This window comes from Paenibacillus sp. J22P15 (assembly GCF_056269345.1).
The window spans coordinates 122,290-134,738 of record NZ_JBWDNT010000004.1 but is presented as its reverse complement, the minus strand read 5'-3'; the positions used below and the strand labels follow the sequence as shown (position 1 = coordinate 134,738).

The following is a 12,449-nucleotide window of genomic DNA, read 5'->3' as shown; positions in this document are numbered from 1 at the left end:
CGAAGCGTTGTGGAACCCGCTTCGCGCCGAACGCGAAAACGACGATGTCACCTGATGGGACAATCGTTTCGCATAGTTTTTTATAGAGGGAGTTCGCGAACCTCTCCCGATAGCTAATATTGTCTTTAGACAATAGCATCGGAGTTTCTTCTTCAGTTGTTCATTCTCAAAACTATAGCACAGCTTCATCATTAAAGAAACATACAGTAATTAACTGCGACGTGACAGGCAATGCCTACGCGCCAACGTCCTTCAGCTTCGTTAATGTCCTTAGAACATGATCGATTAGATCCGGGATGTCCTCCATTTGCTCTTCGCTAATCTTACGACTAAAGCTCAGCTCAATAACATTCCAATAAACAGGTGCTTCGGAACCGTATAGATAACTAATGGTTTGTGTAGGCTCAATATCCGGCTCCCAAATATGCTGCATCACTTGTTTAATTTCATCGCATTGCTTCGCAACATTAATCATCTGCATGAAAAAACGTATACGCAGCGTACATGCCGGTGTCTCACCCGTCAGCTCCAATATTTCAGCTGCCAAATCCTTCAGGGACGCAGTAAGCTGAATTTCTGCAGACACCTCTCCGTACTCAGCCAGCTTAAATTGAAGCGTGAATTCGCGCGACATAACCGCAAGCTCCAAACGATCTATCCGATTAATGATATCTATCTTTCGATCCAGCGTATCCAAATCATACAGCTGATTCTCGAAGGCTACTTTCAAGTTTTCATAAACAGTTGGATCAAACATCGATTTCCCTCACTTTTGAATACATTCTCGTCTTCGTTATTGTAGTCGATAAGAGCAATAGAATCGAGCCTTCTTAGCTTTTTTCGTGTTTTGAACTATACCAGCGGAAGGTTTTGTAATATTATTGCAATAAAGAAACGGGGTGCAGCAAGGATGAAAATTGCCTTTATTTTATTTAACGGAGTAACTTTCTTGGATTTCGTAGGCTTCTACGATGTGATCACTCGCTTTAAGTATTTTGAAGCAACGAAACAATTCACCTGGGATATCTGCGCACTGCAGGAAGAAATTACGGATGAGCTTGGCATGACAATTAAAGTCAATCAAATCAAACCAGATCTAGCGCAGTATGATCTTATCTTCATACCTGGAGGGCTTGGAACAAGAGCACTGAGATATGATGAGTCATTTACAGCATGGATGAAGGAAGCAGCACAGGCACAATACCTCATCTCCGTTTGCACAGGCTCATTACTGCTTGGTGCAGCTGGCTATTTGACAAATAAAAAAGCGACCACGCATCCTTACGCCTATGATCTATTGAAACCTTACTGCAATGAAGTTATTCACTCCCGTATTGTGCGAGACGGCAATGTCATTACGGCTGGAGGCGTCGCCACTTCTATTGATTTAGGCCTTTATGTCATTGGGCTTTTCTTATCGGAGCATGATGTAAAAAACATAAAAAAACAAATGGATTATCCCTACGAAATGGAAGACCTAGCGACTTATTAATCGTCTACGAGTGATGCATTATCGGTTATCGATAAAATAGACGGAGGTGAAACGTTGAGTACAATTGATACAGTTATCTTTGACCTCGACCAAACATTGCTTGATAAAGAGCAATCTTTGATCAACTTTGCAAAATATCAGTACAAACAATTTTCTTTACATCGTTTCATTGCCGACAAGAGTATTTTCATTGCGAAGTTCACACAATTAAATAACATTGTCATGCCCAAAGAGGAAGTTTATAACGAGTTGATCGAAATCTTCAGTCTGGAGAAAACATTATTTAATACACTATTGGATGATTTAAATAGTAATTTCCATTTATACAGTATCGGATTTTCGGGCTTGAATGAAATGCTTCACACTTTAAAGGCAAGTGGTTATAAATTAGGTATGATTACGAATGGCAGAGAGTTTTATCAAAGAAACAAAATTATTTCACTTGGCATAATGGAGTTTTTTGATGATATTGTCATTTCAGGAGCAGTCAATTTGAGAAAACCGGATCATGCTATTTTTCAACTTTCACTTTCTAATTTGAATTCTTCATCTGAACGGTCCGTTTTCATTGGTGATAATCTGAAGGCTGATATCATTCCTTCTAATGAAGTCGGGATGCGAACGATACTAAAAAGCAATGACTATACTCATAACTATCAAGGTGCTATTTGTAATGATTTATTTGAGATCCCTACATTAATCAAAGGTTTTTTCTAAAAAAAGCGAGAGGACAGCCGTTAAGCTGTCCTCTCGCGTTTCTTTTTAAGGGGATACCTGAGCATTGCCGATTCCAAATTTGAATGAAATCAAATGAGTATTTTCGCCAAAATTTGCGTTAAGCGTGGAATTCCGTATACTAATAGATAGGAATCATATAGGAGCTACTTACTAATTGAGGTGACACAAGTGGACGAATTAAAAAAGGCCTATGAGACAATGGGGCTGCCAGAACTTGCGGCCAAAGAAGAAGTGGAAAAGCGTTATACGATACTTATGCGCCAATCCCGTTCTAGAACACAGCACCAGAAGGACGATGCAGGGGATTCTGATGATTCTTTTGCAAGCGTTACACAAGCGTATCGGCTAATTCTCGATTATGAGGATCGTAAGTTAACGGATGCGTTCAACGAACAAGAATACGGAAAATTCAAGAAAATGGCTGGACAAGCTCAGAAAATGGATCATTTCTGGCGCTATTACAAACTTCACACGCTTGGGGCAATTGCAGCAGTAGCACTTATTATTTATGGCGTGATCAGCTTTATGAACTACCGCGAAGAGCAAGAGCGACTTGCTAATCTGCCGCCTGTCGATTTGAGCATCTCATTCATGGGTAATTACATGTTGAAGGATGATGCGCCTGAGAAGGAAGCAATTGAAACCGCTCTTTTGACAGCGTTTCCCGAATGGCAAAGGTTTGTTTCAACATTAACTTTAGTACCTAAGGACCAACAATCCCAATATGCCTATTTGCAGAAAGCAGTGCTCGTCTTAGCAACTGAGCACCCGGATGTATATATTATGGATGAAAGCATTTTTCAGTGGGTCGGAATTCAGGGGGTACTTATGCCGCTGGACGATCTCGTTAACGGTGAGTTAAAGCCGCTGATGAAGGACGAACTTGCTATGAAGCTGAAGACTGATGAAGATACGGAGGAGCATGTGTACGGTATTGACCTAAGCGCCTCTGCCCTAAGTTCTCAGCTTCCGCTATACAAAGAAAACATGGTTATCGGCATTCGCCCGGATAGCAAAAACCCAGAAAAAGCAAAAGAGTTCATTAAAAAATATTTAGCGACTATTGAGTAGCTAGAAAAGAAAATAACCCGATTCCAACAGCCATGATGATGGTTTGTGCGGAGATCGGGTTTTTTTTGATCTAGACGCAGCTGTTATATGATATGAAGCTTGTGTTCGTGCATCCTAGGCTATCTCACTATTGCTACACTGCAGTTTGTGCAATAGAAACCTCCCAGCAGCTTTCTATCTATCTCCACACTGCAGTTTGTGCAATAGAATAGCTTATTCGCACATACATGAACACTTTTCGGGCTAATTCTACTGCATTTCTGCATTGTAGCTTAGCAATCAAGCACTCATGTTAGGTTTCTATTGTACTTTCTGCAATAGGTAATTATTTTTCTTATACATTATTTGAGATATAAGTCCCTCAGCCATCTCTTCCCCACCGTTGCTTAGATAAAAAAAAGCCAGCCGAATAATTTCAGCTGACCATTTATCATGTCGAGATCCAACTATTCTCTATGCGTTTGATTCATTATGCTCATTCTCACCCAAATGCTTCCGCACTATGCTCTCAATATGCTTCAAATGCTGCTTCATCCGTTCCGCTGCAAGCTCTGCATCCTTCTTTTCAATCGCTTCAACGATATCGTAATGCTCATTATAGAGCCGCTCCGCTACCGATGTGCTAGCATACAGCTCAACCCGTCTAATATCGTGAATCGCCGTTTCGATATGATTCATAATCGATTCAAACAGGCGCACCATAATCGAGTTATGTGTCGCCTTCGCAAGCGTCAAATGAAATTGAAGGTCCAACCTTTCCCCCTCGGTCTCATCGCCCGCTACTCGCTGCATCTCTTCAATTAAATGATTTAACAGTCTAAGATCCTCATCCGTACGTTTCACAGCTGCAATGGCGGCGCCCGAAACCTCAAGTGATTCACGAGCTTCCAACAATTCCAGTACCGTTTCGCGGTTCATACGGAGCGATGCGAGCTCAGGAAGCTCCATATCGAGCGGTGCGCTGCTGATAACGCGACAGCCTCCACCTTGCCGAATGTCGATCAGCCCCATCGCTTTCAGTGCGCTAAGCGCTTCACGGGTTGTAGAGCGTCCAACACCAAATTGCTCAGACATTTGCTTCGTAGAGGGCAGCTTATCTCCGACCTTCAGCTTGCCGTCTACAATAAGACGCTTAACTTGTTCAGTTATTTCCTCGTAATGATTTCTCTTCGACAGCTTCTCTACTTCTAATAGCGGAATAATGTCTCACCTCCCATGCGTGAACGGTATACGATATCTTTTAACGAAGCGGTGTCGTTTCTAGTCCAGACCGCGTACGTTCACAGCTAACCAACTAACAACGCATATACAATACCAGGTCCATGCACACCAATGGTCAAGTCATTCTCAATATCGGACGAGCGGCTTGGACCAGTAATAAAATGAATACCAGCTGGCAGTTGTTCGCGCCCAGCTTCATCAAACGTCACGAGCACTTCGCCAAGTCTCGTCTTCAGACGTTCAATCGGGACAATAATGATAAGCACAGTCGGCAGCAGGCTGACGGACCGTCCTTTGTTCGGAGCTGATAATACCGTGACTGAGCCTGTATAAGCAACCGCATGATCCGCAATCACGATGCCAAAATCAGCTTCAGCCGCACGTGCACGCCAATGCTGCTCAGCATCCGTATTCCAAACCGAAACCTGCGAATTTGTCAGCGAGCCTTCAAGGTCGAGCTCATCAAGCTCCGGTTGATTTTGACGAATGATATATTTTGCACTCATTTCCTCAGCCTTCTGCACGATAAAGGTTTTCGCTTCATCCATCGATTGAAGACGGGCTACGTGACCGCCAACCGAGAGGAAATTGTCCGTAAACTGATTAATTCGTTCCTCTTCCGTCCATTCAAATTCCTTCCAGAAATCAGGAGCCCCGCGAAACGGATGCTGCGGCTTCTGCACCATTCTTGGATGTCTGAGCTTGGCAGCAATATCGTTCATAAAATGCTCCTGTTTCGCCCGTGATTCCACTTCAAGCTTCTCCAGCCACTGTTTATGCGTATCAGCCATGACCATGCCCTCCTTTACCCTGCTTCTCTTCAAGCTCACGATTTCGCACAAGCTCCTCCATCCGATTTTGCATCGACGGCTCCATCTGCTTTAAGCCCTGCTTCAGCTCTTGATCAAGCGTATCCCAACGTTCGCGGAACGACTCCTTCGGCAAGCTAGGCGTAACACGGTAAGTGTTCCAGCCTTTCAGCGGACCAAGCTTCGTCTTAATAACTCCACTGCGTACAACGAGCTTCTGACCAAGCTTGCCCAACCGTAGAACGCCGCCAAGGCGGGAGGAATTTCCCATGACGGTCGCAAAGCCCTGCATGCCGATGGACTCTATTTTGCTGCCATTTCCACTCTCTACTTTACGCCTGCGCAAATATACGAGCATATCGTGAAGCGGTATTTTGACCGGACAAGCCTCATAGCAAGCGCCGCATAAGCTGGAAGCATTTGCGATATCATCCCATTCAGCGATGTTTTTGTTCAAGGACGGTGTAAGTACGGCCCCGATTGGACCGCTATACGTACTGCCGTAGGCATGACCGCCAATGTGGCGATAAACAGGACAAGCATTTAGACAAGCGCCGCAGCGAATACAATTGAGCAGCTCTTGGAACTCGGGATCACCCAGCTGCAGGGAACGTCCGTTGTCGATAATAATGATATGCATTTCGTCTGGACCATCCGCATCCGCTGAGCGGCGCGGGCCGGTAATGCCATTCATATACATGGTCAGCTTTTGACCCGTTGCCGAGCGCGGCAGCAGTGTAGCCATAACTTCAAGGTCAGACCACGATGGGATAATTCGTTCCATACCCATTAGCGTAATCTGGGTTTTTGGAACTGTGCTCACCATACGGGCATTGCCCTCATTCTCAAAAAGAACCATCGACCCCGTCTCCGCAATCGCGAAGTTACAACCCGTCATGCCGATCTCTGCCTCTAGAAACTTCTCGCGCAGCTTCTTACGAACGAAGCCGGCAAGCGCCGTCGTATCCGGCGGCAGCGTATACCCTGCCTCCTTGGACAATAAATCAGCGATTTGATAACGGTTTTTGTGAATGGCTGGGATGACGATATGGGATGGCATTTCACCTGCAAGTTGAATAATATATTCGCCTAAATCGGTTTCAACTGCCTCTACCCCGATGGTTTCAAGTGCATGATTAAGATGCAGCTCCTCGGATACCATCGACTTTGATTTGACGACCGACTTCGCATTCGCATGCTCAGCAATATCAAGCGTAAGCTTAACCGCCTCCTCAGCCGTATTCGCAAAATGGATATGAACACCGTTCGCACGAGCATTGTTCACAAACAAGTTCAAATAATAATCCAAATGTGCAATGGTATGAAGACGGATTTGCCTGCCGCGCTCCCGCCATTCTTCCCAATTCCCATGCTCTTCAGTCGCTTTTTTCTTCCCATTGCGCAGCCTCTCCGTTGTGAAACGTACTGCTTTGCGCAGAAACTCGTCATTGAGGGCAAGATCTGCTCTTGCTTTTACAGTCGCTTCCGTTTTTGCTCCAGCCATACTTATTTCACCCCTTCGTATAGAAGCTCTGCCAAATGCATAACCCGAACAGGTTTATCACGATAGCGCAGATTTCCAGCAATGTTGAGTAAACAAGCCATATCGAGTCCGACTAATACTTCCGCATCCGTCTCCAGCACATGATCGACCTTCTCCGTTACCATTGCCCCAGAAATATCTGCCATTTTGACGGCAAACGTTCCGCCAAAGCCGCAGCAGTCCTCCGCGAATGGGAGCGGCACCAAATCAAGCCCTTTTACATTCTGAATAAGCGCAAGCGGCTCATCCTTGACACCAAGAATCCGGCTGCCATGACAGGAAGGATGATATGTAACCTTATGAGGAAATACCGCCCCAACATCCGTAACACCGAGCACCTGCACTAGAAACTGCGTGAACTCAAACGATTTACTCTGGAGCTTATTGGCACGTTTATGCATAATCGGATCATCTTCAAACAGCTTCGGATAATGATGAATCATTCCCGTACACGAGCCTGATGGTGAAATAACGAAGTCACTGTCTTCAAAAGCATCCAATATCGTCTTCGCCGATTCCCTCGCTTCCTTCCAGTAACCGCTATTAAAAGCCGGCTGTCCACAGCAGGTTTGTACCGTAGGAAACTCCAATGAAACGCCATACTTCGCCAGCAAGCGTACCATCGCTTCACCGACCCGAGGATATAATGCATCGCTTAAACATGTAATAAATAATGAGACCTTCATACCCGCACCCCTTTTAATTCTATTACACCTATTATATCAGGTTGTCAGACAAGTTTGAACAAAAAAATTTCAAGCTAAAGATAAAACACGCTCGTTTGGGATCTCCTGCGTTAATGACTCGAGGCGTAAGCACAATTTGGAGATTACAGGCACTCTGGAATGTTACTATTAGTTCAGTAAGATCACATATGCGCTTACAATACTCTTTCGAGAGTAACCAAACTGCCAAATGGCTCTGTAAGAACGTATAGGTTCTTACACTCGCCAATGGATGTTACTTTTCGAGCTGTAAGTTCACATATGCGCTTACAGCTCTCTTTCGAGAGTAACCAAACTGCCACTACGCTCTGTAAGAACGTATAGGTTCTTACATACGCCGATGGATGTTACTCTTCGATCCGTAAGATCACATATGCGCTTACGGCACTCTTTCGAGAGTAACCAAACTGCAATTTGGCTCTGTAAGAACGTATAGGTTCTTACACTCGCCGATGGATGTTACTTTTCGAGCTGTAAGATCACATATGCGCTTACGGCACTCTTTCGAGAGTAACCAACTTGTCAGTTGGCTATGTAAGAACACATAGGTTCTTACAAACGCTGAAGGATGTTACTTTTCGAGCCGTAAGATCACATATGCGCTTACAGCACTCTTTCGAGAGTAACCAAACTGCAATTTGGCTCTGTAAGAACACATAGGTTCTTACATACGCCGAAGGATGTTACTTTTCGAGCCGTAAGATCACATATGCGCTTACGGCACTCTTTCGAGAGTAACCAAACTGCCACTTGGCTCTGTAAGAACACATAGGTTCTTACAAACGCTGAAGGATGTTACTTTTCGTGCCGTAAGATCACATATGCGCTTACAGTACTCTTTAGAGAGTAACCAAACTGCCACTTCGCTCTGTAAGAACGTATAGGTTCTTACACTCGCCGATGGATGTTACTTTTCGAGCTGTAAGATCACATATGCGCTTACAGCACTCTTTCGAGAGTAACCAAACTGCCACTTGGCTCTGTAAGAACACATAAGTTCTTACAGACGCCGATGGATGTTACTTTTCGAGCTGTAAGATCACATATGCGCTTACGGCACTCTTTCGAGAGTAACCAAACTGCCACTACGCTCTGTAAGAACGTATAGGTTCTTACATACGCCGATGGATGTTACTCTTCGATCCGTAAGATCACATATGCGCTTACGGCACTCTTTCGAGAGTAACCAAACTGCAATTTGGCTCTGTAAGAACGTATAGGTTCTTACACTCGCCGATCGATGTTACTTTTCGAGCCGTAAGATCACATATGCGCTTACAGCACTCTTTCGAGAGTAACCAAACTGCCACTTGGCACGAACAAGAAGGCGCTGCGCTTCTGCTGAAGCCAGCGCCATCTATGTTCTATACCGTCGTTACAGAAATCTGTTTTTCCTGGAGCTGCGACAATAACGCATCAGACAAACGCCCATCGGTAATGATGGCATTTACCTCATTCAAATCTGCTACATGCGTAAATGCTTGAACCCCAAATTTACTGGAGTCGGCGACCAATATGACTTGATCCGCCATTCCTATCATTTTGTGCTTAATGCGAGCTTGCAGCTCATTCGACTCACTCACACCGCGCTCCAAATGGACGCCCTTGCACGAGAAGAACGCTTTATCTACATGGTACGCATCAAGAGAACGCTCAGCTAACGGACCAACATAAGATAATGATCGCGAGGCCAAAATACCGCCTGTTGAGATCACCTCAATCTTCTCTTTGCTGCTCAGCTCCATCGCTACTTTAATGGAATTGGTGAGTACCGTCAATGGGATATCCGGCATGCTTGCCGCCATATACCAAGCAGTCGAACTCGCGTCAAGCAAAATACGATCCTGCGGCTGAATCAGCTTAATCGCTTCCGCAGCAATTCGTTTTTTCTCCTCTGCATGAGTAATCTCCCGCTCGAAATATGGAATTTCCGGCTGCTGATCCTTTACGCTAACCGCACCGCCATGGGAGCGGCGCAAACGTCCGGCTTGCTCCAAGCGATCAAGGTCACGTCGAATCGTTTCCTCGGTTACCTGACATAGCTCGCTCAGCTCCGTTACTCGGATGCTGCCTCTCTCATTAACTAGCTGTACAATTTTGTCATATCGTTCATGGACCAGCATAGCGTACCTCTTTCTTACTCATATTTATTTTCGCTGTTTAAGCGATTCCTGTTTTTACTTTAAAAGAAGCGTATGCATTTTCCCAAGCTTCATGCTGCTCCGGCTCATACACATCAACCGGGAAAGACTCCCGTATGACCTTTCGCGCTTCCCAAATGTCCGTAAGCTTGCCGCTTGCGATCCACTGCACGATCATGTTTCCAATTGCGCTGCCTTCCACAGGTCCAGCCCATACCGGCTTGCCGATCGCATTCGCGGTCCATTTGCAAAGCAGTGTATTCTGAATGCCTCCGCCAACCATATGCAAACCGCTGAAAGCTTGACCAGATACTTGCTCTGTTAACTCTAGCACATTTCGGTACTTCAAGGCTAAGCTCTCCAAGATACAGCGAACAATCGCTCCTGCATCTGCCGGCGCAGTCTGCCCCGTCCGCAAACAATATTCCGTTATTCTAGCTGGCATATCACCCGGATGCAAAAACAATGGATCATCAGGATCAATGAACGCTGCGAATGGCTCTGCCTCATCGGCCAGCTTAACTAATTCGGGGAAAGTGTATGAAATTCCTGCCCGTTCCCACGAACGTCTGCATTCCTGCAAAATCCACAGTCCCATAATGTTCTTCAATAAACGATACGTGCCATAAACGCCGCCTTCGTTCGTAAAGTTCAATTGCTGCGCCAGCTCGTTAATGACAGGTGCATCGACCTCTGTTCCCATCAGTGACCAGGTGCCGCAGCTTAAGTAAGCAAATGACTTTTCAAGCGCAGGAACTGCCGCCACAGCTGAGCCCGTATCATGCTCTGCCACTGCGTAGACAGGAACGGATTCGATGCCGAGCTCCTCACAAAGGGAAGAGCGCAAGCCGCCTACCTTCGTTCCCGGCTGAACTATCTCTCCAAATAACTCAGGAGAAATGCCAATCGAACGAATTAACTCCTCGTCCCAGCTGTTAGTTAACGGATTATACAGCTGCGTAGTCGTTGCATTAGAAAATTCATTGAACATTTCTCCCGTTAAAAAATAACGGAGTAGGTCCGGAATCATCAGAAAATGTTTGGCATCCCGCAGCAGCGGAGAATCCGCCTTTTGCAAACCAGCCAGCTGGTAAATTGTATTAAACGGTAAAAACTGAATACCCGTCTTCGCAAAAATCGCTGTTGCCGTCAACTCTTCGCCAACCTGCTCCATCACACCATCCGTATGATGATCACGGTAATGATAAGGGTTGCCAAGCAGCTCTCCGTTGCTCCCGATCAAGCCAAAATCAACGGCCCAAGAATCAATCGCAATGCTATCCAGCTTTATGCCGCGATGCTTTACTATGAGCAGTCCTTGCTTTAACTCATGAAGCAGCCGCAAAATATCCCAATGCAGCCGATCACCGATCTGCACCGGATCATTCGAGAAACGATGCAGCTCCTCAACCTCGATCTTGCCGTTATTCAACCTGCCGAGCAGCGCTCTTCCGCTGCTCGCCCCGAGATCGTAAGCGAGGATGGTCACCAGCTGGCACCGCCCTTGCCTCTCACCAATATGCCTTTGCCGTAGCTGCTGCTTAGGTATGCTTTCATAGGGTCATGAGGCAAGCCCTGCTCTTCGCGAATCGCGTGCAACAACGGCGTTACATCAAATTCGAATGCGCGGCGAACAGCGTCTTCAGCACCTAGAACATCGTGGCGTTCAGCAGCTTCATTTACTTCTTCGTGATTAATAAGCAACGCTTTTGCAAGCTGTGTTTGCACGTTCAGTACAGAGCGCAGCATTGCTGGGATTTTTTGCTCGATATTGTGTGATTGGTCAATCATATAAGTAATGCTCTCCGCATTGCCGCGAACAGCTGCATCCGAGTCGCCTGCTGCGCTCAGAATTTGATAGAAGATCAAGAACAGCTCATATGGATTAACGGAGCCAACAATTAGATCATCATCCGCATATTTGCGGCTGTTGAAGTGGAAGCCTCCAAGACGCTTCTCATCCAGCAAGTAAGCAACGATATGCTCAATGTTTGCGCCCGGCAGATGGTGACCCGTATCAACAAGCACCTCCGCTTGCGGTCCTAGCTTTTGCGCCAAATTGTAAGCCATTCCCCAATCGGCAAGATCCGTATGATAGAACGCTGGCTCGAAACATTTGTATTCAATTAGCATACGCATGTCAGGCGACATCGCATTGTACATTTCAGCCAATGATTCCTGCATCCAAGCCTTACGCTTGCGAATATGTCCTTGACCTGGATAGTTTGTACCGTCCGCGAACCATAGGCTGAATTCACGCGAACCCGTTTCCTTTGCGATATCTACGCATTCAAGCAAATGATCAGTTGCTTTCCGGCGTACAGCAGCATCGGAATTCGTTACGCTTCCTAACATATAATCCTCATCTTGAAACAGATTAGGATTTACCGCCCCAATGGAAAGTCCGAGACCTTCCGCATGGTTTCTTAGCTTGCCGTAATCTTCAACCTTGTCCCAAGGAATGTGGATAGCGACAGACGGAGCAATTCCTGTCAATTTATGAACCTGTGCTGCATCCTCGAATTTCTCGAATGGATTGCGAGGCACGCCTTCCTTCTGAAACACCTTAAAGCGAGTACCCGAGTCTCCGTAACCCCATGATGGCGTTTCGATTTTTAGCGCTTTCAATTTAGCTTTTACTTCATCTATATTAATGCCTCTAGCTTTCTGTTGTTCCTCAAAAAACGTATAAGCGCGATCGGACATATG

The 12,449-nt window shown here is 45.7% G+C and carries 11 protein-coding genes and 1 riboswitch; of the genes, 3 read left to right on the top strand and 8 right to left on the bottom strand.

What is annotated here, in order from left to right:
* Positions 1 to 66: 66 nt before the first annotated feature.
* Positions 67 to 110: riboswitch (PreQ1 riboswitch) on the bottom strand.
* A 125-nt stretch (positions 111 to 235) separates the two neighbouring features.
* Positions 236 to 757, bottom strand: a complete 522-nt coding sequence (locus AC0YN6_RS11615) for a hypothetical protein (protein ID WP_475747009.1) — start codon at positions 755 to 757, stop codon at positions 236 to 238.
* Positions 758 to 910: 153 nt separating this feature from the next.
* Here AC0YN6_RS11615 and AC0YN6_RS11610 point away from each other — a divergent pair, with 153 nt between their 5' ends.
* The 3 genes from AC0YN6_RS11610 to AC0YN6_RS11600 all read left to right on the top strand — a co-directional run bounded on the left by AC0YN6_RS11610 (position 911) and on the right by AC0YN6_RS11600 (position 3,301).
* The gene (locus tag AC0YN6_RS11610; RefSeq protein WP_475747008.1) at positions 911 to 1,492 is read left to right on the top strand and encodes a DJ-1/PfpI family protein; all 582 of its coding nucleotides are present in this window, start codon (positions 911 to 913) and stop codon (positions 1,490 to 1,492) included.
* Between the two features lie 54 nt (positions 1,493 to 1,546).
* Positions 1,547 to 2,209, top strand: coding sequence for an HAD family hydrolase (locus AC0YN6_RS11605; RefSeq protein WP_475747007.1), 663 nt, complete (start codon positions 1,547 to 1,549; stop codon positions 2,207 to 2,209).
* 189 nt (positions 2,210 to 2,398) lie between these two features.
* Entirely contained in the window at positions 2,399 to 3,301 is a 903-nt protein-coding gene (locus AC0YN6_RS11600) for a J domain-containing protein (RefSeq protein ID WP_475747006.1), read from the top strand.
* Between the two features lie 453 nt (positions 3,302 to 3,754).
* Here the strand turns inward: AC0YN6_RS11600 and AC0YN6_RS11595 are convergent, their stop codons facing one another.
* The 7 genes from AC0YN6_RS11595 to rhaI all read right to left on the bottom strand — a co-directional run bounded on the left by AC0YN6_RS11595 (position 3,755) and on the right by rhaI (position 12,446).
* Positions 3,755 to 4,450, bottom strand: a complete 696-nt coding sequence (locus AC0YN6_RS11595; RefSeq protein ID WP_475747465.1) for a FadR/GntR family transcriptional regulator — start codon at positions 4,448 to 4,450, stop codon at positions 3,755 to 3,757.
* Positions 4,451 to 4,587: 137 nt separating this feature from the next.
* Complete coding sequence (locus AC0YN6_RS11590; RefSeq protein WP_475747005.1) at positions 4,588 to 5,313, bottom strand: LutC/YkgG family protein; 726 nt, start codon at positions 5,311 to 5,313, stop codon at positions 4,588 to 4,590.
* Positions 5,306 to 6,835 carry a LutB/LldF family L-lactate oxidation iron-sulfur protein gene (locus AC0YN6_RS11585; protein WP_475747004.1) on the bottom strand — a complete coding sequence of 510 codons (1,530 nt, stop codon included), beginning with the start codon at positions 6,833 to 6,835 and terminating at the stop codon, positions 5,306 to 5,308. The genes AC0YN6_RS11590 and AC0YN6_RS11585 overlap by 8 nt, the downstream gene beginning before the upstream one ends.
* Positions 6,836 to 6,837: 2 nt before the next feature.
* Positions 6,838 to 7,560, bottom strand: coding sequence for a (Fe-S)-binding protein (locus AC0YN6_RS11580; RefSeq protein WP_475747003.1), 723 nt, complete (start codon positions 7,558 to 7,560; stop codon positions 6,838 to 6,840).
* Positions 7,561 to 8,963: 1,403 nt separating this feature from the next.
* Positions 8,964 to 9,722, bottom strand: coding sequence for a DeoR/GlpR family DNA-binding transcription regulator (locus AC0YN6_RS11575; RefSeq protein ID WP_475747002.1), 759 nt, complete (start codon positions 9,720 to 9,722; stop codon positions 8,964 to 8,966).
* 37 nt (positions 9,723 to 9,759) lie between these two features.
* Positions 9,760 to 11,229: a rhamnulokinase gene (locus tag AC0YN6_RS11570; protein WP_475747001.1), complete on the bottom strand. Its 1,470-nt coding sequence runs from the start codon at positions 11,227 to 11,229 to the stop codon at positions 9,760 to 9,762.
* Positions 11,226 to 12,446 carry an L-rhamnose isomerase gene (rhaI, locus tag AC0YN6_RS11565; RefSeq protein ID WP_475747000.1) on the bottom strand — a complete coding sequence of 407 codons (1,221 nt, stop codon included), beginning with the start codon at positions 12,444 to 12,446 and terminating at the stop codon, positions 11,226 to 11,228. Before rhaI ends, AC0YN6_RS11570 begins: the two co-directional genes overlap by 4 nt.
* Positions 12,447 to 12,449: the final 3 nt, after the last annotated feature.

Excerpts from the sequence above, each read along its gene's own strand:
- AC0YN6_RS11585 (WP_475747004.1), bottom strand. The coding sequence starts at position 6,835 with ATGGCTGGAGCAAAAACGGAAGCGACTGTAAAAGCAAGAGCAGATCTT.
- AC0YN6_RS11580 (WP_475747003.1), bottom strand. The coding sequence starts at position 7,560 with ATGAAGGTCTCATTATTTATTACATGTTTAAGCGATGCATTATATCCT.
- rhaI (WP_475747000.1), bottom strand. The coding sequence starts at position 12,446 with ATGTCCGATCGCGCTTATACGTTTTTTGAGGAACAACAGAAAGCTAGA.
- AC0YN6_RS11590 (WP_475747005.1), bottom strand. The coding sequence starts at position 5,313 with ATGGCTGATACGCATAAACAGTGGCTGGAGAAGCTTGAAGTGGAATCA.
- AC0YN6_RS11615 (WP_475747009.1), bottom strand. The coding sequence starts at position 757 with ATGTTTGATCCAACTGTTTATGAAAACTTGAAAGTAGCCTTCGAGAAT.
- AC0YN6_RS11610 (WP_475747008.1), top strand. The coding sequence starts at position 911 with ATGAAAATTGCCTTTATTTTATTTAACGGAGTAACTTTCTTGGATTTC.
- AC0YN6_RS11575 (WP_475747002.1), bottom strand. The coding sequence starts at position 9,722 with ATGCTGGTCCATGAACGATATGACAAAATTGTACAGCTAGTTAATGAG.